The following is a 23,529-nucleotide window of genomic DNA, read 5'->3' as shown; positions in this document are numbered from 1 at the left end:
TTCTCCTCTTAATTCTGCGCCGCATTTTTATTTTATTATAACAGAACCCTCTTTAAAAACAATCCCATCACCCCTTTTTACAGCACAAAGCCGCCGCATTCCCTTGCAGAGGGAGAGCGGCGGCTTTGTTTGGGTATGGAGAAAATGGAGGAGGTCTCAAAGTTTATCCGCGGAAAGCAGCGGTATATACCGCCACCACCTCGCCGCGGGTGGGGGTGATCTGGTTGGTGGACATGCAGGTGTCGTGCAGGGCAAGCTCTGCCAGCGCGGCAAAATCTGCAGGGTCCACCTTGTTCAGCTGCGCAAGGTTTGCGGGGATGCCCACCCCTGCACTGAGCTGACGGACAAACTGGATCACTGCCGGTGCGGCAGTGTCCGGGGTAAAAGTGTCCTGCAGGCCCATGGCAGCGGCAATGGTCATGAACCGCTCCCGGCACACCGGGCTGCGGCTGTTGAAGGCCAGCACGTAGGGCAGCAGCACCGCATTGCACACACCGTGGGGCAGGTTGTAGTGTCCGCCCAGCGCGTGTGCCATCGCATGCACCATGCCAAGGCCCGCGTTGGAGAAAGCCATGCCTGCCACATTTTCGGCGTAGGCCATCATGGTGCGGGCGGCTTCATCCTGACCGTTGGCAACGGCCCGGGGCAGGTTCTGCACGATCGCCTGCATGGCCCAGTAGGCATCCTTGTCCGTGAGCGGGTTGGCGTTTTTGGAAAGCGCCGCCTCGATGGCGTGGGTCAGCGCGTCCATACCGGTGGCTGCGGTGAGCTTGGGCGGCATGGAGGACATGAAGTCGGTGTCGTTCACCGCAATGCTGACCATGCAGTTGGGGTCCACCATGGCCATTTTGCTGTGGCGGACAGGGTCGGTGACGATGTAGAAGGAGGTGCACTCGCTGCCGGTACCGGCGGTGGTGTTCACCGCCACGATGGGCAGGCCGGGCTTGGAGGACTTGTTCTCGCCCTCGTACTGCTCCACGGTACCGCCGCAGGCCACCACGATGCTGGCTGCCTTAGCGGTATCAATGGCGCTGCCGCCGCCCAGAGCCACCAGCAGCTGCACCTGCAGGGTACGGGCTGCGGCAATGCAGTCGTTCACCACCTGTACGGTGGGGTTGGGCTGCACATTGTAGTACACGGCGTACTCCACACCGGCATCGGACAGTACCTGACCGACCCGGGCAGCGGCACCGGAATCATAGAGAAAGCGGTCTGTCACCAGCAAAGCACGGCGGATGCCCATCTTCTGAAGCTCCGGTCCCAGAAGACGGATGGCACCCTTGCCAAAAAAGCTGGTCTTGACGGCGTTGATGCGTTCTGCCATGTGTTCACCCTCCGCTTACTGTGCCTGACCGCAGACGATCTGCACCGGGTCCCAAATGGAACAGGACGAGGAGGAATAGACGAAATCCACCTGACCCAGTGCTTCCACGGTCATGCCAGCGCGGATGGCAACGGCAATGGCGTTGATGCGGGCCGAAACATTCTTTTCTCCCCATGCCTGCGCACCCAGCACCTGACGGGTATTGGCCTCATACACCAGCTTGATGGTGATGCGGTGGGGGTTCGGGCAGATGCCCGGACGGTCGGTGCCGGTGGCCATTGCACTCTTCACCCGCAGACCGGCCTTGCGGGCCTCGGTCTCGGTCAGGCCGGTGCGGGCGATCTCCAGATCCGCCACCTTCAGGCTGCTGGTGCGCAGAGAGCCGTCGCGGCAGGCTGCGCAGTCGCCCACGGCATAGATATTGGGCACACTGGTGGCAAGGTCGGCACCAATGAGCACAGCGCCATTGGGTGCCAGCTGCGCCCCGGTACCGGCCAGCAGGCCGGTGTTGGGGGTAACGCCGATGGCTACCACGCAAAGGTCACAGGGGTAGGTGCCGCGGTTGGTCTGCACCTGCTCCACGAAGGTACGGCCTGGGAAGGAGCGCACCTGCTCACCCAGATTGAACTGCACGCCCTGCGCTTCCAGCTCCTTCTGGATCAGCTTGCTCACCTCAGGGTCAAACTGGGGCAAAAGCTGCTGCTCTTTTTCAATGATACGCACATTGCGGCCCAGCTTGAGGAAGGACTTTGCGATCTCCAAACCGGCCCAGCTGCCGCCCAGGATCACGATGTCCCGCACATAGGGGGTGCGGACGAACTCCTTGAGGAAGATCAGATCTTCCACGGTCTTGAGGGTCTGCACGCCCACGCGGTCACTGCCGGGCACCTGCGGCACACGGTTGGAAGAACCGGTGGCCAGCACCAGCTTGTCGTAGTGGTCTTCAAACACGCGTCCGGTGGCAAGATCACATACCGTCACCTTGCGGGCGGCTGCGTCGATGCCGCGCACCTCATGGCGCAGATGTGCGGTGATGCCCTGCGCGTTCAGCTCAGTCTCCTTGGCCTGAATGGCCTTGTTCAGGCTGTCCAGATCCTCGCACAGGTAATGGGGCAGGCCGCCGGTGCCGCAGGAGTAGAAGCCGCCTTTTTCGTAGACGGTGATCTGCGCTCCGCGCTGGGCGGCGGCAAGTCTGGCGGCGGCCGAAACCCCGGCGGCAATGCTGCCGATGATAATAATTTTCATTGTTTAAGCCTCACGATCCCGCCGGGAGGAAGCCCCTCTCTGCGGCAAAACTTGCAGGGTGTTACTTACTCAGGGTGGGAGGATTGTCCACGATGCCCACGATGAAAGCATCAATGGGCGACGGATGGTCCAGACCATGCTGGGTGGTCTCGTCGGTGGTGACCAGAACCATCTCGCCTACACCCGCGCCGATGTTGTCGCCCGCCACGATGGTATCCTTTTTGGAGCCGAACACCGGCTCCACCAGCAGGAACTTATAGCCTACAAGCTCCGGCATTTTGCGGGTGGCGACAACGGTCCCCTTGACGATCCCTAAAATCATAGCTTACTCCTCTTTGCCCAGCACGGTGACCAGCTGCCCCTGCTTGAGCAGGAAGGCATTGCCATCGTCCGTGTCGATGTGAAAATCCAGTGCACATTTGTCGTTTGCGCGGATCAGCACCCCGCCCATCACGCCCGGCTTGGGGCCGTCGATTTTTACCTTCACGCGGTCGCCGTCGGCAAGGCCGAAGGCCGCTGCCTGTGCGGGAGTCATGTGGATGTGGCGGTCGGCGATCATCACGCCCTCCGGCACGGTCAGGGTGCCATTGGGGCCGCGCAGGGTCACGCCCGGCGTGCCCTTTGTATCCCCGCTGGAACGCACCGGCGCTTTGATGCCGATGTTGCGGCAGTCGGTCTGCGCCAGCTCGATCTGAGTGGCACTGCGCTCCGGGCCAAGGATGCGGACATGCTTCAGTTCGCCCTTGGGGCCGATGATGTCCAGACATTCCTCGCAGGCAAACTGGCCGGGCTGGCTCAGCGCCTTTTTGGGGGTGAGCTGGTAACCATAGCCGAACAGCTTGTCCACATCATCGCGGGTAAGGTGGATGTGCCGCACCGAGATGCCTACCGGCACCTGACGGCTGCGCTTTTGCAGCTCTGCCTGCACGGCCTGCGTGATCAGGAGCAGCAGCTGTTCCTGACTGATGTCATGGTAAACCAAGGCACAGCGCTCCTTTCTTATGCAGCGTCAGCGCAGGGCTCAGCGCAGCTCAGGCATGCACTCGGACACGCTTGCGTGCGGGCGGGGAATGACCAGTGCGCTGACCACTTCGCCAATGCGGGAAGCAGCGGTCTGGCCTGCCTCAACAGCAGCCTTCACAGCGCCAACGTCGCCCTGCACGAACACGGTAACAAGGCCTGCGCCGATCTTCTCCTGACCCACCAGAGAGACATCTGCGCTCTTCAGCATGGCATCGGCTGCCTCGATGGAAGCGGTCAGGCCGTTGGTCTCGATCATGCCCAGAGCGGCATCCAGCGGCACCTGCTCGCCTGCGGGCAGGCCGGACTTGCCGGTCGCGGGGCCCTTGGCGGGCATGATGCGGGCCAGATCTGCGTGGGGGCGTGCAATGACGTTGACGCAGAACAGCTCACCCACGCGGGAAGCAGCCTCTTCGCCAGCCTCGGTAGCAGCCTTGACAGCGCCCACCTCGCCGGTAACGATCACGGTGGTCAGACCGGCACCGATGGTGTCGGAACCAATGAACTCAACGTCAGCAGCCTTCAGCATTGCATCGGTAGCGTCGATGTTGCCAACCAGACCCTTCGTCTCGATAAAACCCAGAGCTTTCATAAGTTGTTCCTCCTGTCAGAACACTGAAAAAATTGTATGTGATGGTTTCGTCCTTCAAAAACTCAGATGATGCGCAGCCCGCCCTCGGCCAGCATGCAGCGGCGGCGGCGGCAGAAACTCTTTGCGCAGGTGATGCCCTCGCCGGTGGGGCCGGCAATGGTCATGGTGCAGTGACCCTCGCCGCCAATGCCAACACCGGCCTTGGTGGCGCTGTTCTTTACGTAGATGGTGGTCTCAATGACCCGGGCAAAGCGGGTCATGTGGTCCACATCCTTGGAGAAGATGGAAGCGGTGTGGCGGTTGCCGTGCTCAGCGACCACGGCATCTTCCACCGCCTGCTCAAAGCTCTGGCAGCGCACGATGGGCAGCACCGGCATCATCTGCTCCACCAGAACGAACGGATGGTCGGCAGGCACCTCGCAGATGGCAAGGCGGCAAGTATCCGGCACATGCACGCCGATGGTCTCCAGAATGCGGGCGGCATCCTTGCCCACCCACTTTTTGTTCACCTCGTGGCCGCCGCCCTTCTTGGGCTGCAGCACGATGTTCACCAGCTGTTCGGTCTGGGCCTTGTTCAGCAGGTAGGCACCCTGCTTCTGCAGCTCGTGCAGCAGGCCGTCGTAGGCGGTGTTCACGGCGAACACTTCCTTCTCTGCAAAGCAGAGGATGTTGTTATCGAACGAAGCGCCTTCGTAGATCTTGCGGCCTGCCAGCTCGATGTCTGCGGTCTCGTCCACGATGACGGGCGGGTTGCCTGCACCGGCACCGATGCACTTTTTGCCGCTGCGCAGCAGGGCGTTCACCATGCCCATGCCACCGGTGCCTGCCATCAGGCGGATCTTGGGGTTTGCGGCCATCTTGTCCACATTCTCCATGGTCGGCTCACGGGTCATGGTAATGAGGTTTGCAGGGCCGCCCGCCTCGATGATGGCGGTATTCAGTGCCTGCAGGCAGTCGGCAGACACCCGCTTTGCGCGGGGGTGCACGTTGAACACCACGGTGTTGCCGCCTGCGATCATGCTGATGGTGTTGTTGATGATGGTCTCGGTGGGGTTGGTGGTGGGGGTGATGGAGCAGATCACACCAAAGGGTGCGTACTCTTCCAGCATCAGGCCCGCGTCACCGCTCTTGGCTTCGGTGGTCAGGCATTCGGGGCCGGGGGTCTTGTTGATGACGGCCAGATGTTTTTCCACCTTGTCCTCATAGCGGCCCATGCCGGTCTCTTCCACGATCTTGTGGCACCACTCCTCCACATGTGCGCGGGCACAGCGGCGGATGGCTTCAATGATGCGCTGGCGGTCCTCGATCTTGTAGTTGGCCGCCCAGTCGCGCTGGGCTTTCCATGCAGCCTCCACTGCGTCGTCTACGTTCTCGAACACGCCGCGGTCGCCTGCTGCACCGCCGGGTGCAGCGGTATAGGCTGCAGGGGCGGAGCTTGTCTGTGCACCGCCCATACCGGCAAGCACCTGCTTGACGATCGCTTCAATTTCCTGCGAACTGATATCCATGGTTTTCGTTCCTTTCCGTAAAGGTCATATCCGTTGGATCAAACAAAACTTTTTGTTATTGAAAGCTCTTCAGCGTCCGGCGGATGACCTCGGCCATTGCGGCATCGCGGGCATTTGCGGACTTCGGTGCGGCCGGGGCCGCTTCCATTGCAGGGACTGCCGCAGGCTGTGCGGCGGGCACCGGGGCAGGAGCCGCCTGCTGTTTGGGCAGGGTGGGCAGCGCCATGCCCGGCTGGATCAGCCCGGTAACGCCCGGCAGGCTCACCGGCTGGGCAGGCTGTGCGGAGGGTACTGCCATTGCCACAGGCTGTGCAGCGGGCTGAGCCATGGGCTGCACGGCAGGTGCGCCGCACTTGCTGCAGCCGGTGCAGTGACCGCCGCAGCTGCCGCATTTGGAGCAGCCTGCGCAGCCCAGCTTTGCGGTGACGGCTGCGTAGTAATCCAGTGCTTCCACCAGATGGGCCGCATCTGCCGGGGTCTTGCCCCAGGTCAGGCAGCCGTCATTTTCCAGCAGGACAGCCTTATCGGTGCGGCACAGCAGGCTGACAGCCTGTGCCTGTGCGTCCACGTTCTGGGCGGGCAGCAGCTGCACCCGGCCCAGCGCCCGCACTGCGGGGCTGAACGCTGCAGGCTGCACGGTCTGGCCCTGCATCCCCATCACAGCCGCGCAGGCCGGATAGGTGTGCATCACGCACTGGGCGTTCTCGTTTTCCTGATAGATTTTCAGATGGATGGGCAGGTCTTCGGGCAGGGGCTTTGGCTTTGCGCTGAGCATCGCCTTGCCATTCATATCCACGCGCACCAGCATATCCTGCGTGAGCGCGGCCTTGTCGGCACCGGCAACGGTCACCCACACGGCCTGCGGGCCGACGCGGACGCTCATGCTGCCGTCACCGGCCACCAGCCAGCCCTTGGCTTCCAGCCGACGGGCCATCTCGATGATGGCTTTTTTTGCCTCAAAGTCTGAGAGGTAAGTAACGCCTTGAATCACCATACGTTTCTTTCCTCCTTTTTAACGGCGCAGCGGCGGGATCTTGAGCATGGCGCGCACCTCGTCGGGAGTCATGGGCATCATGCCCTTGGACTTTACGATGTCCGACACCTTTGCGATCAGCGCTGCGTTGTTGTCCACATGGACACCCGGCGCGATCATGTCCGAATCCTCAAAGCCGATGCGCACGGTGGAAGCGCCCATATCCAGCGCAGTCTTGACCATTTCCCAGTCCTCGCGGTGGGCCTGCGTGTAGCCCCACAGGTAGTCGCCGTTGGGAAAGTTCTCTTCCAGCGCCTGGATCATGTGGCGCAGGGCCGGCACCGTGGCAGGCATCTCGCCGCCATGGCCGAACACCAGTGCAAACAGGATGGGTTTTACAAAGTGGAACTTGTCGTTCAGTTCCCGCACGGTGTTGATCATGCCCAGCTCAAAGACCTCGGTCTCCGGGATCTTCTTGTTGTCCATGATGGTCTTGACGCAGTACTCCACATCCTTGATGGGGTTCTGGTACACCGAGGTACCCAGATTCACCGAGCCGACATTCAGGCTGTTGGCTTCCACCCAGGAGGGGTAGCAGGGCTGCACACGTTCCTCAATGGTCAGGTTGGACACGCCGCCGGTGGAGATCTCCACCACGATGTCGCACATCTCGCGGATGTAGGCCACCGTTTCTTCCAGCAGGCTCAGATCCGGGGTGAGGTTGCCGTTCAGGTCGCGGCAGTGCAGGTGCACCATGGACGCGCCGTTTTTGTAGCACTCATACACATCCCGGGCAATGGCCCGCGGATTGATGAGAATGTCTGTGGCCGCAACGGGGGCCACGGAGATCATGATTTTTTTCATTGGATGAACACTCCTTGCATGTCGCATTGGAGAAGCTTAACAAAGGATGCTAACGTCATTTTAGCACAAACATCCCATCTTGTAAACTCACAGTCCCCAGCCCGCCTTTTACGGCAGGCAGGAGGCCTGTATGCTTACTTCTTCCAGAAGATGTAGTGATCCTGCACTGTAGCGGCGATCTCGTCCACCTGCCTGCGCTCGATCACACTGAGCAGCTGGCGGTGCAGCTCTACGAACCGCTCGATCTCCTCTTCGCCCTTGGCCAGCACCTTGCGGGTGGTCTCCAGACGGCTGGGCATCGTCAGCCGGGTGATATACTCGGTGATGGTGGCCAGCATGGGGTTCTGGGCCGCATTGGCGATCTGGGTGTGGAACCGGCTGTCCAGCTCCAGCACCTTGTCCACCGAAGGCTCCGGCGAGTGCATTTCGGCAGAAAGCTCGCCGAAGGTGCGGTACAGGTCCGGCAGAAAGGATGTGATATCATTGCGCTGAATGATAATATTCAGCGTACCGATATCGATGACGGAGCGCAGTTCCACAAATTCCTGCCAGCTGTTCTTCTGCAGGATGATGCTGTACAGCATCGGGTCCAGCATTTTCTGGTTGTAGTTTTCGCTCACAAAGGTGCCGTCGGCACGCTTGATGTACAGGATGCCGTAGGCCTGCAGCTTTTTCACAGCTTCCCGCACCGAGTTGCGGCCCGCGCCGAACTGCTTGCACAGTTCCATTTCGGTAGGCAGCTTGTCGCCCGGATGCAGGGTGCCGTCGATGATCTGGGAGATGATTCCATCCATGACCTGATCGACTACAGACTTTACCGCATTCTTCTGTTTTTCCGGATGTTCCATTGACATAAGTTCCGCCTCCAAATCCGGTTTGGTGGATATTCGGGGTCGTTCAACGTGGAACGTTCTGGGGCAGAAAGCCTCCAAACATCACATGTTGAACTTCCGCCACTATTTTACCATATCTGAAAAGCGGACGCAACGGTTACGCCATCAAATAGGTGGGCAGCAGGATCAGCTGAGGGAAGGCGACCATCAGGGCAATGCAGACGAAGGTGGCCGCAATAAACGGCACCAATGTGGGGAACACCTCGCCGACTGTAACATCCATCAGATCGCAGGCAACGTAAATGCACATGCCCACCGGAGGAGTGACCAGACCAACACCGATGACCACGGTGATCAGGACACTGAGCACGATGGGGTTGATGCCCACGCCCAGAGCAATGGGATACAGGATGGGCATAAACAGGGTCAGCGTTGCGATGGACTCCATGAACATGGTGACGATGAAGAAGATCAGCAGGATCATGATGAGGATGACGGTGGGGTTGGTGGAGAAGCCCAGCATGGTCTTGGCCACCCACTTGTCAAAGCCTGCGGTAGTCAGCATAACAGTGTACAGCTTTGCTGCGCCGATGACGATGAAGATACGGCCGCTGGTGCGGACGGTCTCTGCAAAGGCAAACTTGATGTCTTCCCACTTGAGTTCGCGGTAGATGATGCCGCCGGCAAACAGACCGTAAACAACAGCGATCACACCTGCCTCGGTGGGGCTGACGATACCCATGGTAATGGTGCCCACGATGATGATAGGCATGAGCAGGGCGGGCCAGCTCTCCCACAGGCCGTGCAGCACAGGGCCGATGGTGAAGTGACCGGGCTCCTTGGGCACGCCTTCTTTCTTAGCGAGGAAGTAGCTGACGATCATCTGTGCCAGACCGCACAGGATGCCGGGGATGATGCCGCCGAGGAACAGCTTACCGGTGGAGATGCCGCAGATACCGGCAATGACCACCATGGGGATGGACGGAGGAATGATGATGCCGATGGTGGAGGAAATGGCGGTAACGGCAACGGTAAAGTTCTTGGAGTAGCCCTTGCGGATCATTTCCGGCATGAACATGCCGGAAACACCAGCGGTATCGGCAACAGCGGAACCGGAGATGCCCGCAAAGATCATGCTGGAAAGCACGTTCACGTGAGCCAGACCGCCGTAGATGTGGCCGACGATGGAGTAGCAGAAGTCCATCAGGCGCTTGGAAATACCGCCCTTGGACATGGTGAAGCCGGCAAAGGTATACAGAGGGATGGCCAGCAGTGCAAAGCTGTTCATGCCCTCAAACATGCGCTGGGCAATGGTGACGGTGCTGCCGCCGCCCAGGAACAGGATGCCGCCCATGGCGGACAGGCCCAGACTCATGGCGATGGGCACACCCAGAAACAGCAGAACGAAGAATGAGATCAGCAGCCATGCGATCATTTGGATTTGCCCCCTTCCGGTTTTGCGGTCAGTTCAACGATCAGGTTGAGAACGGCGGACAGGATGCACAGCACACCGGCAATGGGGAAGATGGTGTACACCTGACCCATGGTGAACTGCGGCATGGTGGAAACGGCCTGCTTTGCGCGGGTGCACAGCTGGTAGCCGCCGTAGGTGACCATGACGTAGAACAGGATGATGAACACATCACGGATGATGACAACGATCTTTTTGCCCAGCGGAGTCTTACCGAGGATGGAATCCACCACCTCCACGCGGAGGTTGGTGCCCATGGCGTTGATGCCAATGCAGGCAATGAGCATGGACCAGACGTTCAGATACTGGCTGCTCTCCATGTACCACTTGAAGCCGCCGATGCCGGGGATCAGGCGCAGCACAACGTTTGCGAACAGAATTACCATCATAGCCGCGCACAGAATGGCGGAAATGAGGGTGGTGATCTTGTCCAGAGTGGTTTGCAGTTTTTTCACAGTACAAACTCCTTTCCAAGTGCGATTCAGATAAAATGCAAAGGGACGAAGGGCACGCCCCTCGTCCCTTTGCTTCGGTTTTATTTCAAGGTTTTCTGGTCAGTGATCTCAGCGGGCTTCTTTCCATGCCTTCAGCTGATCCAGCAGGTCGCCGTAGGTATCAGCGTTGTCGGTCAGGACCTTTTCGGTCGCAGCTGCAAACGGAGCCAGTTCCGGGCTGTTGATCTTCATGCCCTTCTCTTCCAGAGCGGAGACCAGGTCGTTGGTCTGCTGCTCGTTCAGCTCACGGTCGTAATCGGCAGATGCCTTTGCAGCGTCGGAAACGATCTGCTGCTGGTCAGCGCTCAGCTTGTTCCAGCTGCTCTCGGCAATGGTAAAGCACATGCCGGAGTAGATGTGGTTGGTGATGCTCAGGTACTCCTGAACTTCGTAGAGGTTATTGTTGTAGATAACGGGGATGGGGTTCTCCTGTGCATCGTAGGTCTTCTGCTGCAGAGCCTGATACAGCTCAGAGAAGCTCAGCGGCTGGGGGTTGGCACCCAGAGCGGTCATGGTAGCCATGATGACGGGGTTCTCGGGGGTGCGGATCAGCAGACCGTTCATGTCGGCAGGGCTGTTGATGGGGCCCTTGGAGTTGGTCACGCAGCGGAAGCCGTTGCAGTAGTGGGCCAGCACACGCATATTCTGGCTCAGCAGGCCTTCCTCAGCGGCAGCCTCGATGTCGCTGTCCATGAATGCCCATGCATCGTCGAAGGTCTCGAACTGGAACGGCAGTGCGGAAATGCCCATCTTTGCATCGTAGGTGGCAAAGTTGGAAGCGTCGGTGATGATGATATCCACCGTGCCGGAATCCAGAGCGATAGAGTTGATCAGGTCAGCATCGCCGCCCAGCTGGCCGGAGGGGTACAGCTGAACTTCCACAGCGCCGCCGGTCTTTTCGGCAACTTCTTCTGCAAACTGCTTTGCGCCCTTTGCACGGGGGTCTTCTTCGTTGGTGGAGAAGCCCAGCTTCAGGGTGACAGCCGAGCCGGAAGCGGCAGCGGAAGAACCGGTGGAAGCTGCAGTAGAGGCAGTGGAAGCAGCAGTGCTGGTGCCGGAGCCGCCGCAGGCAGCCAGACCCAGAGCAGCAGCGGAAATGCCAGCCACCTTCAGGAAGTCACGACGGGAAATCATCTTTTTCATAAGAATTCTCCTTCAAAAAAATATCTTCTCCTGAGCCGGTCTCGTGCTCCGGCTCTTGTTCCTTTTTTAAATGGTGCCTTTCTTTTCCAGCGCCTTTTTCAGCTCGGCTGCACCAAAGCGGGGGCTGCTGAGGACCACCTTGCCAAACTTATCGGCGATATACTGTTCGCAGTAGGCCATGCTGCCCTGTGCAAACACGATCACATCTACCTTGTCGGCAATGGTACCGGCCATCTCGGTCATGCGGGCCTTGAACTGGTCCTGATCCAGACCGAATGCACCGTCCACCAGACAGTCCACCAGCTCCACGTGTCTGTTGCACTCGCGGGCCATGCGCAGGATGGTGCCCTTGGTGGGTTCCAGCGTGGTGGGCAGGGTAGCCATCACGCCGATGCGCTGGCCCTTGCGGACAGCCTCGCGGCACATCTCCTCGTCCACGCGGACGATAGGCACACCAATGTACTTTGCCACGTCCTGTGCACTGTCGGCAACCTCGCCCACGCTGCTGCACAGGTTCAGCATGGCATCCACGCCTTCCTCAGCGGCTTTCATGTACATGCCGATCAGGCGTGCTGCCGGTGCAGTGGTCACATAGCCTGCCGCGCGGACATCTGCCAGAATGCTGGGGTCCTGCAGGCTGTACAGCTCCACATCATCGCCCAGCTGCTTTTTGACCTCCTGCTCCACCAGTTCGATCAGTTCCGGGGTGGTGCTGGTATAGATCAGACCTACCTTCATAACGGAAAAGCCTCCTTTTGTTTTTCGTGTTCTCGTGCCGGACAAGCCCGCAGCAAAGGCTCTTTGCTACATCCTACCTTTAGTTCAATCTCAACAGCTTGTCCGTCTTTACATCCTACCATTAGATTACTCTTCGGTCCGCAAAAAGTAAATTGGCGAATAGCCGATATTTCGGTCCGGTTTTGGTCGTTCTGCACAAATGTGGGATGCAAGTGGTGAAAAATCCACTTCTTTCTGGACATCATCCCATCTTGCGGCGTATAATACCCTTAAAGAAAAAGACAGGGAAGGAGCCACCGGAACATGAATCCGTTTCAAAGTGATAACATCTGGAAAAAGAAGGCCCGGCAGGGCAAGGCGCAGCAGCATCCGCTCACGCCGCAGCAGGAGTGGCAAAAGCAGGTGAACAGCAGCAGCCTGTGGCTGGGCGGCGGCGTGGTGCTGCTGGCACTGTATCTGGCCGCTGTCCGCGCCGGCACCGTGGCGCTGGACGCAAGCGCCGTCGTGCTGATCGTGGTGGTGGGCTGCTTCTGCGTATACACTGCCGCATCCCTCGGCAGGCTGATGAAGAACAAGCCGGAGGAAAAGGCAGCAAAGAAGAAAAAGAAAGCAAAAAAAGATTGATAACGCGTACAGAAAGCCAGAAAATCTGCGGATTTTCCGGCTTTTGTTTTTCGGCTTCCCGCGCAGAGCGCAATCGTGTAGGGCAGGTTTTATGGCTTTTATAAAATTCTTCTCCGCCGGATACGTTCTCTTTTGCGTGCCAAAAGAGAACCAGAAAAGCACCCGCTACTTTCGAGGCGCGGGAGGCACGAACTAGGGGCTGCTCGCCCCTAGTAACCCCAAAGCAGTTGGGCTCCATACAAAAAATCCAAGTCGCTGCGCTAAAGGATTTTTTGTGTTGCGCCGATTTCAAGGCCCCTCAGCCGCTACGGCGGCAGCTCCCCGCAGGGGAGCGGGGCCTGAACATAACGTTTGCGTTATCTGCCGCGCGAATGCTCCCGCAGGGAGCCAGCGCAGGCAATACGCCGTTAACCGCCACGACTCCTTCCCGTGAAAAAGCAAACAAGCCAGCCCCGCAGGGCTGGCTTGTTTGCAATATTTAAAATAATTTTTCCTCTGATATTGTCAGAGCAGAGCGGAGACAATTCTAAATCGTCAGGCTGTCAGCCCAGCAAAATTTCCACCGCTTCCCGCAGGGTGGGCACTTCGCCCACATTGCCCGGGAAGATGATGTACGGCGTGCCAGGGAACAGGCTTTCGGCACCGGTCTGCCATACCGGGATGCCCGGCCGGATCTGGCCCAGCACCTTGGCGCATTTCACGCGCAGGGCCTTCACGCCCACGTCGCTGCTGGTGATGCCGCCCTTTGCCACCACAAAAGCCGGGGAAGCGGTCAGCCTGCCCACGCAGCTTTGCAGTGCATCGCTGATGGCAACGCTGCGCACGAGGGCTGCTTCCGGGGTGTCGTCCGGCAGGGTGAGCACCACGCGCTTTGTGGACACGCAGCAGGTGATGCCCTTTGCGATCTGCTGTGAGCAGTGGGCCACGATGGCGGCTGCTTCCTTTTCCAGCTCGCCCGGCACCAGCACCTTGTCGCTGTCCATCTCAATAAACTCGATGCCCTGTACTTTTTTCAGTTCTTCCAGCTGGGCCGTGGTCTTTTTGGTGTGGCTGCCCACCACGATGATGCCGCCTGCCTTGCTTTCCTGCGTGACCATCTTTTCCCGGGTGAGCAGCGGCTGGTCGGAAATATTGCCGATGGCCTTGACCAGTGCGGCCGCACTGCGGATGGTGAAGTGACGGCCCTTTGCCATGGCGCGGTACAGTGCCACTGCAAACACCTTCACATCGCAGTCCGCCACTGCGTTCACGATCACATGGCCGTAATCGTGCACCGCCAGCAGCTGGGCCTCGATGCCGTCAAAATCCATGGCGCGCAGGCTTTCCAGCGAGATGCAGGTCACGTCTCCTGCACGGACTTTGCCGCCGGTTTTTTCCTCAATGTATTCGCACAGGTTGCTGGCGTGGTAGCCAAAGGTCTCGTCCTTGGCAAATTCGGTCTGGCCGCAGGGCACAAGCTCTGCGCCGTAGCGCACATAATGCACGTTGTCCAGTGTAAAGCGTCCCCCCTCGCGGAAGTAGGGGCACAGAATGTCGCCATCCATTTTGTAACCGTTCTCAGCCTCCGTCACCTCGCACAGCAGGTCGGTCTCCAGCGGGTAGTGGCCGCGCAGGGTGGAGTCGCCGCGGCTGATGATCAGGTAGTCCATGCCGAACTCGCGGGCCACCTTGGCGGTGTTCTCCGCGATCTCGCGGTGGGCCTTGGTGGTCTCGGCCACGGTAAAGCCGCGGCTGTTGGTCAGAATAAAGAAGAGCTTTTCCGGCGCAGCAAAGCCCTTGCGCAGGCTTTCTACCGTCCAATCTGTATAAACATAAATATCATGTACCGTCTGTACGCCGGTAGGGTCGTCGTCCAGCACAATGATCTTGCGGTTGCTGGCGGCAGCTTCGGCGGCAAGGGCGGCGTTCAGTTTTTCCTCATCCACCTGTGGAAAGCTGGCCAGAACATCGGCACTGCGGATCTGTTCCATCTGAAGCTCCTCCTTTATTCGTACAGCACCTGTGCGATCAGCACCAGCGGCTCGTCGCCCAGGCAGGCGATCTGGTGGGTGTCGCCGGGCATGGCGGCAATGATGTCGCCCTTCTCCAAGATCTGCTCCTCGCCGTTGATGATGTGGACAGCGCGGCCGGAGACGATGACCATGCTTTCCATCTCGTGCTCATGCGTGTGCCTGCCAATGGTCACGCCCGGTGCCAGCGTGTGGCGCACGTAGGCGCGGCCCTTGCCCAGCATTTCGGCAGGCGCATCCAGCAGGCGTTCCATCATCACGGTGCCCTCGCCGCCCATGCAATGGGGGATCGGAGTGGGTTTCATCTCAGAAGCTTTCTTATACAACATCCCATGTTCCACCTTTCAAGTCATCTGCAGCAGCATACGGCAGAGTGTTTTTAAACATCCTACCTTTCAAGTTAAGTCCATTATACATGAGCGCAAGCGGAATAGCAAGATTTTTTCCTGAAAAGCTGTTCAATTTTGTGCAATGCGTTTTGTGCAATCTGGCTGATATCCCGCCGTTCCTGCCCCGCAGGCATACAAAAAGCTTCCCCGCCGCAGGCACACAGCCCACGGAAAGGGAAGCTTTTGTCTGATTCCATTTCGGGTGCATCTGACGGAAGTAGTACACCGCAGCATAACACTCCGCTTTCCTTTTTTCGGATCCCGAAATAAATTGGAACTCTGCACATGTTCAAGCTGCAGTTTTTGTGTTTTTTTCAGAGAATCCGTTTTTTGTTGCCGGAGCAGCGTTTCTTTTGTATAATGGCAGTGATGGAAGGCCGATGCCTTTTGCAGATTTTTGATCACGACGTTACAAAAGCGAGGTGTACTGATTATGGAATGGGCAAAATTGCTGTCAACTGAAAAACTTTCTTCTGAACCTCCTGAGCCCGATTCGTTCAAGGAGTATCCCATCAATGCATTTGAAAAGGACTACAGCCGGATCGTTTCCAGCGCTGCATTCCGCAGGCTGCAGGATAAAACGCAGGTGTTTCCTCTGGATAAGAGTGATTTCATCCGAACCCGCCTGACGCACTCGATCGAAGTCTCCACGATCGCCCGGCAGCTTGGCATCATGATCTCCAAAAACACAACACAGTACAAGCCAACTGATATTGCTGTGCCGGAGGATGCCGAAGCCATCGCATCGGTCCTGCTCTGCGCCGGCCTTTTGCACGACCTCGGCAATCCGCCCTTCGGGCATTTCGGCGAGACCGTGATCGGTGACTGGTTCAAAGAGAACCTCGACCATGTAAAATACAAAGGACGGCCCCTTCGCAGCTGGTTATCCAAGCAGATGATCGCTGATCTGGAAAATTTTGAGGGCAATGCACAGGCGCTGCGGATCCTGCTGAAAGCAAAGCACGGTTCCAGCCTCAATCTGTCCAAAGCGATCATCAGCACGCTGGTAAAATACCCCACCGACTCCTGCTCCGTTGATAAAGGCAGTGCGGATATCCGAAAGCACAAACTCGGCTTCTTCGCTGCAGAACAGGAGACTTTTGAGCAGATCTCGGAAGCGGTTGGGACCACCACTCCCGACAAAGGCATCGTGCGCCATCCGCTGACCTACCTGCTGGAAGCAGCCGACGACATTGCATACTCTACTGCCGATCTGGAAGATGCCTTTAAAAAGGGCCTGTTCACCCTTGACCAGTTCATTGAATATTACACAAATTCTTATGACCATTCAAAGATCTTTCCCCACAGAAGCCCTGAGTACTTCTCCGATGAGCGGATCCAAGAGCTTTCCGCGCAGCGCGGTGCAGACCACACCCCAGAAAACGACAGCGCTGCATTTAAAAAATGGCTCACCCAAACGCGTCAGTGGCTGATGTATGTAGCCATCTACCGTTTTTCCTGCAAATATAAAGAGATCATGGCCGGAACCTACTGCGGTGATCTGTTTGAAGGAACCAATCACGCCATCACCATTGACATCCTGAAAGGGGCCATGCGGAAATTCGCCTTCGATACGCCCGGTATCCTGAAACTGGAGCTGTCCGGACAGGTCATTCTCGATTTTCTGCTGGATCATTTTGTTCCCGCCGTGCTGTACTATGACTCTGCATACTGCACCGACGGGCAGGCACCTTCCAAGGCCGACAAAAAGCTTCTCGCCATTTTCTCCGGCAATTACAAGCAGGATTACCAAAACACCCGAACCGGCACGGAATCTTTTGACTTATACCTCCGGCTGCTGATGGTCACCGACTATATCAGCGGCATGACAGATTCCTATGCCCGCACGCTGTACCGCGAGCTTAGCGGTATTGAATAACGCTGCCCTGTTCAGATCCCACGTGCCCGGTTCGTCTGCCGCTTATGGGCTACGGCATGATCGTTCAAAAACTGCTGATACATCACTCTGGAAGCCTCGCACAACTTCAAATCAGGTGCCAGCTTTTTTACGAAGACACTGCTTGCGAATGCGAACGCCTTTTGAATTGCAAAATGATTTTTCGGTTGCTATACTGGGCTTATCAAATTTTTTCGGGAGGATGCCGCAATGACCGCACATACAATGCAAATCGGGAACAGACCTTGCCGCATTTACGGCGAGCCCCATGCAGAATACCTGCTGCTCCAAATGACAGGCGAACACGAGCTGCAAAGCATGGAAAGCGAGGTTACCGCTATTGCACAGAGTGCGCACCACTTTCTGTTTGCGGCCGTGCCCGTGGAAAGCTGGAACGATGCACTTTCTCCGTGGGAAGCCCCTGCTGTGTGGGGAAAGCAAGGATTTGGTGGCAAGGCTACGGAAACCCTGTGCTTTCTGACAGAGCAGGTCATTCCCACGCTGAAGCAGCAGTATCCTCTCCCGGAAAATGTCAAAATCATTCTGGGCGGCTACTCGCTGGCCGGGCTGTTTGCATTGTGGGCATCCACCCAGACTGATCTGTTCTATGGTATCGCTGCCGCCTCGCCCTCTGTTTGGTTTCCGGGCTGGATGGAGTTTGAACAGCGGCACCCGATGCAGGCACAGCGCGTTTATCTGAGCCTTGGCGACAAGGAAGAGCATACGAAAAACGCTGTCATGGCTGCGGTAGGTGATAACATCCGCACCCTGCACAGTCGGCTTGCAGAGCGTGGCGCAGACTGCACCCTTGAATGGAACAGCGGCGGGCATTTCAAAGACGCCGATTTGCGTACCGCGAAAGCCTTTCGGTGGGCGATGGAGGAAAGCCGATGAATATTTTGATCGATGCAGACGGCTGCCCGGTGGTGGACCTGACATTGCAGATTGCAAAACAGTTCGGCGTTCCTATCATCATCCTGTGCGACACCTCTCACCAAATCGAGCGGGAAGGTGCGCAGACGCTGGTGTTCGATAAAGGGGCAGACAGCGTAGATTTTGCTCTTGTCAACCGGGTAAAGCCGGGGGATATTGTCGTAACACAGGACTACGGCCTTGCGAGTATGTGCCTTGCCAAGTGCGCCCGGGTGCTGAACCAGAACGGTCTGGAATACACCGCCGACAACATGGAAGCTCTCATGCTGCGGCGGTATGAAAACAAAAAGCTCCTCCGTGCCGGAAAGCACCCCAAGGGGAGCGCAAAGCGGACGAAGGAGCAGGATGAAGCATTTGTCGCCACACTTACAGATATTTTAGCGAGCATCTGATTTTCTGAACGGAACACCGGCGAATTTTTTTCGCGTCACATTCTCTGTAAGTGAAACCCGTCAGAACAAAGCACCTCTCCACTGCATGAAATCATTGAGATACCGCCGCTTTATCCTCTGGCCACGATCTTCTGAGCGCCGCATAGGAAATAAGGAAGTTTGCAAGCCAACCTGCCGGGACTGCAAGCCAAACAAAAGCAATGCCAAAACGCGGTGCACAAATCAAAGCAACAGACAAGCGGATTGCAAGGTTTACCATATTTGCAATAAGAAACGGCCGCATGATTCCAAGTCCGCGAAGAACGCCATCAGTCGCCATCTTGATGCCCATGAAGATGAAAAAGTAACCAAGCCATCTCATATAATCACCGGACACCTGATAGGCCAACGCGGTTCCGTCCTTTCCCAAGAACAACGAGGAAATCTGTGTGTGCAGTGTTTCAATGACCACGAAAGCAAGAACTGCAAAGCATAGATCCAACACCAGTGCAGCATGATACCCTTTTTTGATACGCTCAATTTTCTTTGCGCCAAGATTCTGGGATACAAACGGCGAAACTGCATTGCCGATGGATACGAAGATCAGCGAAAAAACATTTTCTACCCGCATCGTTGCCGCATACCCGGCAAGTGCCTGTGTGCCGAAGGGATTTACCACTGCCTGCACGATCATCATACCGATAGACACTGTGGACTGCTGCAAAACCGATGGTACCGCAATGCGAAGCGTGGAATACAGCTCCTGCCGGTCGAACCTGCTAAAGGAGCTCTTGTATTGCCGCATCCGAGACAGAAAGATCAAAAACGAAAACACGGCAGAAATTCCTTGTGCGATCAAGGTCGCAAGGGCTGCACCAAACACCCCCAGACCAAGACCGGCCACCATCCAGAGATCCATAAAAATATTCAGGATAGATGAGAATATCAGCAGTCCCAACGGAATTTTGGATTCACCGATGGAAGTGAACATGGTGGAAAGAATGTTGTACATGAATAGAAACGGGAAACCCACAAAGTAGACCCGCAGATACAATACTGCTTCTTCCAATATATCGGCAGGGGTCTGTAATCCGCTCATCATGAAATGGGAAAAGCAAAAGCCAAAGACACCAAGGACAACGCTTAAGATCAAAAAGCTGATCAGGGACGTTGACACAATGGTTTTCATTTTACCATAATTTTTTGCACCAAAATAGCGGCTTACAAGCACACCTGCGCCCACACCAGCACCAAGCGCCACACAAATAAAAACATTGGTCAGTGCAGCACAAGCACCAACAGCCGCAAGTGCCGAGGAGCCAACAAATTGACCAACTATTATGGAATCGGCCATATTGTATACTTGTTGAAAAAAGCTGCCAAGGATCATCGGCATTGCAAAAACAGTCAGCGCTTTAAGGGGTGGATCTGTGATCAAATATTCATCTTTCGACATGATTATATTCCTTCCAAAAATCGTTTATTGCAAATTTTATCGCAAGTCAAGAAATTAGTGCAACATTCAAACGGCATCTTTGCGATATGCAATTCACCGCTGTTGCATTAAAAAGTTGAATAGTATTGGAATCTATCCAATATAAGTATATTCCCCCCTGTCTCAAAATGCAATCTGCGACTTCTGGCGGAGATGGTGGATATTCTCCCGCGGGCTAAGCAACAGCCCGCAGGGCTGGTTGCTTGCGGTCTGCGGGCCGCCGCCCTGTTCTCATCCTCACCATCTAGCCGCAAAAAAGGCACCAGCCTGAGCTGATGCCTTTTGTTGGCGGAGATGGTGGATATTCTCCCGCGGGCTAAGCAACAGCCCGCAGGGCTGGTTGCTTGCGGTCTGCGGGCCGCCGCCCTGTTCTCATCCTCACCATCTAGCCGCAAAAAAGGCACCAGCCTGAGCTGATGCCTTTTGTTGGCGGAGATGGTGGATATTCTCCCGCGGGCTAAGCAACAGCCCGCAGGGCTGGTTGCTTGCGGTCTGCGGACCGCCGCCCTGTTCTCATCCGCACCATCTAGCCGCAAAAAGGGCACCAGCCTGAGCTGATGCCTTTTGTTGGCGGAGATGGTGGGATTCGAACCCACGTGCCCGATTAAGGACAAAACGATTTCGAGTCTTTGAAATTGTTGGATGAAGCTGGTTCCTCGCGGCTGTCATTGGCAGCTGAGGGCATTCTTGTAACCTCCCAAAAGGCACGTCACACCGCAATTTGCAGGCAAAAATCAGCCGCTTTTTGCGAAATGACGTTAGAAAAAGCCTTTTTCACACAGGCCGTCAGCGGCTGCATTTCAGGTGTAGTTGTGTTAGATGTCCGTTAGAAATATGCAGTGCTGCCGTTGCTGTGCCAGCTCACAGCAGGCTTCCCTGTCTGAACGCAGCGTTTCCCGAAAGCCGGGAAATGCTGCGTTTTCTCTTGCTCGCATTGGGCTGAAAGGGAAGCCGCCATGTCAACATTCCGCGTCAATAAAAATGTCAACTACACCGTCATGAGCAACCACCACCTGCAGGATAAGAGGCTGTCCCTGAAAGCCAAGGGACTGCTGTCCTATATGCTCTCCCTGCCGGACGATTGGGATTACAGCCTGAAAGGGCTGACCGTTGGTTGCAAGGATGGTCTGGACAGTGTACGCACCGCTGTTCTGGAACTGGAAGAACACGGCTACGTCCGCCGTCAGAAAGTCCGCAATGCCAAAGGGCAGATCATCGACTACGATTATCAGGTTTATGAATCGCCTGTTGAGGACGATCCTGCCGTTCCCAGCAAGGAAGGCGGGCCATCGAACCCGTCCGCAACCAAAAGCCCGAAAAGCCGCATGAAACCTTGTTCTTCACCATTTTTGGATTTTCCAAATTTGGCTGAGCCCAATTTGGAAAAGGCAACGCAACAAAATACTAATAAACAAAATACTAAAAGACAAAGTACTAATCTATCAGGGCAGACAGACGAATCCGCAGATTTTGACCAGATGGAAGCACAGGTACGGGAGGAGTTTCGGGAACGTTTGGAGATCGACACCCTTGCCCAGCGGTACGACCCCGACAAGTTGGAGGAGTTGTTGGACAACATTGTGGAGATGTACTGCTGTCCTCGGCAGACCCAGTACGTCGGCAAGCAGCCGCAGACCACCAAAGCCATCCGGCTGCGGCTGGACAAGCTGACCAGCCAGCACGTTGAGTACATCTTCGATGTGATGTCCAACACCACCCAGCCCATCAAGAACATCATGGCCTATCTGCGCACCACCATCCTGAACGCCCCCACCACGATGGAGCACTACTATCAGGCGCAGGGCAACTGGCTGACCGCACAGAATCGGAAGAAGTAAGCGCTGTTTTCCACAAAGGCCATAACACACGTTGAAAATGCAAAGGAGAATTTCCATGAAGAACACGAACGCCGTCCGCACCGAGATCCATTACGCACAGGTTGGGGAGTATCAGCTGCCCCTGCTCACCCTGCCGCAGACCGATGATACCGAACCGCTGGGCAAGTATGGCCGGATGCGGCTGGCCTATCTCAAGAATCAGCGTCCTGTGCTGTACAACCGGATGTTGCTGAACGGTACGCTCTGGCCGCATTTGCAGGATGTCCAGAAAACGGCCTACGCGTGGCTGGAACGCACGATGACCACTCTGTTAGACAAGTACCCCGCGCCGGACAAAGAGCGCGCACAGCTTCTCTGGGTGGCGCACATGAACGGGCTGAAAGCGCAGGCTGAAGAGGTAGTGGTGAGGGAAGTCGTGTATGCAGAATGATCCCTGATAGCATCCGAATGGTATCAAAAGCCGATATTTTAGATTTTATTCTTGATTTTTGCGGAATATTTGCAAATTTCAAAATCAAAATTTGACTTTTCGCCCAGAATAGAGTACACTGGATTCAGAAAATCATCTGGGAGGAATCGCGATGCTGCTTCAATTTTCAGTCGCCAACCACCGCTCCATCAAGGACACGGCTATTATCAGCTTGAAAGCATCTACGGATAAAAGTCTGTCTGATTGCCTGATTTCGCCGGACGAGAAGAAACAGCTTGTGCCTGTGCTGGCACTGTACGGCGCAAATGCAGCCGGGAAGAGCAATGTTCTCCATGCTCTCCTGCTCATGCGGGAAATGGTCTGTGGCCGATATGCCAAGCTGCTGAAAGGTGAGTCCCTTCCGCAAGAGCCGTTTGCTTTCACCGACCAGCCTACACAGCCGACCAGCTTTGAAACCATCTATTTTTATGGCGGCATCAAGTATGCCTATGGGTTCTCGTTTGACAAGTCCAAAGTCCTGACCGAATATCTCTATCACTGGCCCAACGGCCGGGAGGCTCTGGTTTTTTCCAGAGAAGGCAATGGTTATCAGTTCCGCGAGAATGTTCAGGAACAGCTTACCCTTGCCGGACGGACCGCAGAAAACCGGCTTTACCTGTCCAGCTCCAACGAGTGGAACTGTCCCCAGACTGAGAAGGCCTATCTGTGGTTCTTTGAGAAACTGACCGGCTTTATGGGAACCGAAATGCAGCTGGATGCCACCTTGTCTGCCATCCGGCAGGGCGGCTCTGAAAAGAGACGTATCCTGCATGAAATGCTGTATGCAGACCTCGGTATCAAGGACATCCGCATTACAGGCTCCAAGGAAGAGCCTATCATCTCCGCACTGCACATTCTCGATGCCGAAGATGGCGCTTCTGAGGGTTTCTGGCTCCCGTTGGGTCAGGAATCCGTTGGGACACAGCGTTTCTTCTCTCACATCGGTATGTGGCTTGCCGCTTTGGAATCCGGGTCTGTTTTGGTAGTAGACGAGATCGAATCCAGTATGCACCCGCTGCTGACAAGGCATCTGATCGAGATGGTGCAGGATGCCGCTATCAATACAAACCATGCACAACTCATCTTCACCACGCACGATACCGGACTTCTCGACCTGACGTTGCTGCGACGCGATCAGATTTGGTTTGCAGAAAAGGATGAAAAGACCATGCAGACCGATATTTACGCCCTGACCGAGTTTTCTCCCCGGAAAGGTGAGAACATCTCCAAGGGCTATCTGCAAGGACGGTATGGGGCGATTCCACACATGAGGAAAGAATTATTAAAGAGCGTATAAAT

The 23,529-nt window shown here is 56.4% G+C and carries 22 protein-coding genes and 2 pseudogenes; 7 read left to right on the top strand and 17 right to left on the bottom strand.

Translation table 11 applies throughout. From position 1 onward, the window contains the following. Window positions 1–163: 163 nt before the first annotated feature. From J3348_RS08435 to J3348_RS08370, 14 genes and pseudogenes are all read right to left on the bottom strand, one after another. A complete protein-coding gene (locus J3348_RS08435) occupies window positions 164–1,324 on the bottom strand; it encodes an iron-containing alcohol dehydrogenase (protein WP_207698751.1) in 1,161 nt (386 codons plus the stop codon). 15 nt (window positions 1,325–1,339) lie between these two features. Next, entirely contained in the window at window positions 1,340–2,569 is a 1,230-nt protein-coding gene (locus J3348_RS08430) for an FAD-dependent oxidoreductase (protein WP_005939599.1), read from the bottom strand. A 61-nt stretch (window positions 2,570–2,630) separates the two neighbouring features. Continuing rightward, window positions 2,631–2,891 carry a EutN/CcmL family microcompartment protein gene (locus J3348_RS08425; protein WP_005939597.1) on the bottom strand — a complete coding sequence of 87 codons (261 nt, stop codon included), beginning with the start codon at window positions 2,889–2,891 and terminating at the stop codon, window positions 2,631–2,633. A gap of 3 nt (window positions 2,892–2,894) precedes the next feature. Then, on the bottom strand, window positions 2,895–3,551 hold the full coding sequence (locus J3348_RS08420) for a phosphate propanoyltransferase (protein ID WP_207653429.1): 657 nt from the start codon (window positions 3,549–3,551) through the stop codon (window positions 2,895–2,897). A gap of 39 nt (window positions 3,552–3,590) precedes the next feature. Further along, a pseudogene (locus J3348_RS08415) lies at window positions 3,591–3,845 on the bottom strand (BMC domain-containing protein); the annotation flags it as partial. A 72-nt stretch (window positions 3,846–3,917) separates the two neighbouring features. After that, window positions 3,918–4,181 (bottom strand): annotated as a pseudogene (locus J3348_RS08410) (BMC domain-containing protein); the annotation flags it as partial. A gap of 62 nt (window positions 4,182–4,243) precedes the next feature. Beyond that, a complete protein-coding gene (locus J3348_RS08405) occupies window positions 4,244–5,689 on the bottom strand; it encodes an aldehyde dehydrogenase family protein (RefSeq protein ID WP_207698750.1) in 1,446 nt (481 codons plus the stop codon). Window positions 5,690–5,744: 55 nt separating this feature from the next. Continuing rightward, window positions 5,745–6,683: a class II aldolase/adducin family protein gene (locus J3348_RS08400; protein ID WP_207698749.1), complete on the bottom strand. Its 939-nt coding sequence runs from the start codon at window positions 6,681–6,683 to the stop codon at window positions 5,745–5,747. Window positions 6,684–6,701: 18 nt separating this feature from the next. After that, on the bottom strand, window positions 6,702–7,526 hold the full coding sequence (locus tag J3348_RS08395) for a 3-keto-5-aminohexanoate cleavage protein (RefSeq protein WP_097774529.1): 825 nt from the start codon (window positions 7,524–7,526) through the stop codon (window positions 6,702–6,704). A gap of 134 nt (window positions 7,527–7,660) precedes the next feature. Further along, window positions 7,661–8,380 (bottom strand): GntR family transcriptional regulator, encoded by a 720-nt coding sequence (locus tag J3348_RS08390; protein ID WP_120080464.1) that lies wholly within the window; start codon window positions 8,378–8,380, stop codon window positions 7,661–7,663. Window positions 8,381–8,516: 136 nt separating this feature from the next. Further along, window positions 8,517–9,794: a TRAP transporter large permease gene (locus J3348_RS08385; protein ID WP_207698748.1), complete on the bottom strand. Its 1,278-nt coding sequence runs from the start codon at window positions 9,792–9,794 to the stop codon at window positions 8,517–8,519. Next, window positions 9,791–10,285 (bottom strand): TRAP transporter small permease subunit, encoded by a 495-nt coding sequence (locus J3348_RS08380; protein WP_097774526.1) that lies wholly within the window; start codon window positions 10,283–10,285, stop codon window positions 9,791–9,793. Before J3348_RS08380 ends, J3348_RS08385 begins: the two co-directional genes overlap by 4 nt. Before the next feature lie 108 nt (window positions 10,286–10,393). Next, complete coding sequence (locus J3348_RS08375) at window positions 10,394–11,467, bottom strand: TRAP transporter substrate-binding protein (RefSeq protein ID WP_118527537.1); 1,074 nt, start codon at window positions 11,465–11,467, stop codon at window positions 10,394–10,396. A 66-nt stretch (window positions 11,468–11,533) separates the two neighbouring features. Then, entirely contained in the window at window positions 11,534–12,205 is a 672-nt protein-coding gene (locus J3348_RS08370) for an aspartate/glutamate racemase family protein (RefSeq protein WP_097774524.1), read from the bottom strand. A gap of 303 nt (window positions 12,206–12,508) precedes the next feature. Between J3348_RS08370 and J3348_RS08365 the strand changes: the two genes are divergently transcribed. Further along, window positions 12,509–12,829, top strand: coding sequence for a hypothetical protein (locus J3348_RS08365; RefSeq protein ID WP_154260117.1), 321 nt, complete (start codon window positions 12,509–12,511; stop codon window positions 12,827–12,829). Window positions 12,830–13,371: 542 nt separating this feature from the next. On the opposite strand, the gene J3348_RS08360 is transcribed toward J3348_RS08365, so the two are convergent. Together J3348_RS08360 and J3348_RS08355 are read right to left on the bottom strand one after the other, a co-directional pair. Continuing rightward, a complete protein-coding gene (locus tag J3348_RS08360) occupies window positions 13,372–14,799 on the bottom strand; it encodes a four-carbon acid sugar kinase family protein (protein WP_207698747.1) in 1,428 nt (475 codons plus the stop codon). Window positions 14,800–14,813: 14 nt separating this feature from the next. Beyond that, window positions 14,814–15,167 carry a cupin domain-containing protein gene (locus J3348_RS08355; RefSeq protein WP_097774654.1) on the bottom strand — a complete coding sequence of 118 codons (354 nt, stop codon included), beginning with the start codon at window positions 15,165–15,167 and terminating at the stop codon, window positions 14,814–14,816. 493 nt (window positions 15,168–15,660) lie between these two features. On the opposite strand from J3348_RS08355, the gene J3348_RS08350 reads away from it, so the two are divergent. The 3 genes from J3348_RS08350 (at window position 15,661) to J3348_RS08340 (ending at window position 18,449) form a co-directional block, all read left to right on the top strand. Continuing rightward, a complete protein-coding gene (locus tag J3348_RS08350; protein WP_207698746.1) occupies window positions 15,661–17,106 on the top strand; it encodes a deoxyguanosinetriphosphate triphosphohydrolase in 1,446 nt (481 codons plus the stop codon). Window positions 17,107–17,349: 243 nt separating this feature from the next. Next, window positions 17,350–18,018 carry an alpha/beta hydrolase-fold protein gene (locus tag J3348_RS08345; RefSeq protein WP_207698847.1) on the top strand — a complete coding sequence of 223 codons (669 nt, stop codon included), beginning with the start codon at window positions 17,350–17,352 and terminating at the stop codon, window positions 18,016–18,018. After that, entirely contained in the window at window positions 18,015–18,449 is a 435-nt protein-coding gene (locus tag J3348_RS08340) for a DUF188 domain-containing protein (protein WP_207698745.1), read from the top strand. The genes J3348_RS08345 and J3348_RS08340 overlap by 4 nt, the downstream gene beginning before the upstream one ends. Before the next feature lie 91 nt (window positions 18,450–18,540). Here the strand turns inward: J3348_RS08340 and J3348_RS08335 are convergent, their stop codons facing one another. After that, window positions 18,541–19,884 carry an MATE family efflux transporter gene (locus tag J3348_RS08335; RefSeq protein ID WP_207698744.1) on the bottom strand — a complete coding sequence of 448 codons (1,344 nt, stop codon included), beginning with the start codon at window positions 19,882–19,884 and terminating at the stop codon, window positions 18,541–18,543. Between the two features lie 995 nt (window positions 19,885–20,879). On the opposite strand from J3348_RS08335, the gene J3348_RS08330 reads away from it, so the two are divergent. From J3348_RS08330 to J3348_RS08320, 3 genes are all read left to right on the top strand, one after another. After that, on the top strand, window positions 20,880–21,761 hold the full coding sequence (locus J3348_RS08330) for a DUF6017 domain-containing protein (protein ID WP_207698743.1): 882 nt from the start codon (window positions 20,880–20,882) through the stop codon (window positions 21,759–21,761). Between the two features lie 55 nt (window positions 21,762–21,816). Then, the gene (locus tag J3348_RS08325) at window positions 21,817–22,191 is read left to right on the top strand and encodes a TnpV protein (protein WP_044953384.1); all 375 of its coding nucleotides are present in this window, start codon (window positions 21,817–21,819) and stop codon (window positions 22,189–22,191) included. A 151-nt stretch (window positions 22,192–22,342) separates the two neighbouring features. Then, complete coding sequence (locus tag J3348_RS08320; RefSeq protein WP_207698742.1) at window positions 22,343–23,527, top strand: ATP-binding protein; 1,185 nt, start codon at window positions 22,343–22,345, stop codon at window positions 23,525–23,527. Window positions 23,528–23,529: the final 2 nt, after the last annotated feature.

This window comes from Faecalibacterium sp. Marseille-Q4896 (genome assembly GCF_017377615.1).
In the GTDB taxonomy this organism is placed as follows: Bacteria; Bacillota; Clostridia; order Oscillospirales; family Ruminococcaceae; genus Faecalibacterium; species Faecalibacterium taiwanense.
Note: the sequence above shows the minus strand (reverse complement) of the source record. Positions and strands in the feature narration are given on the sequence as shown.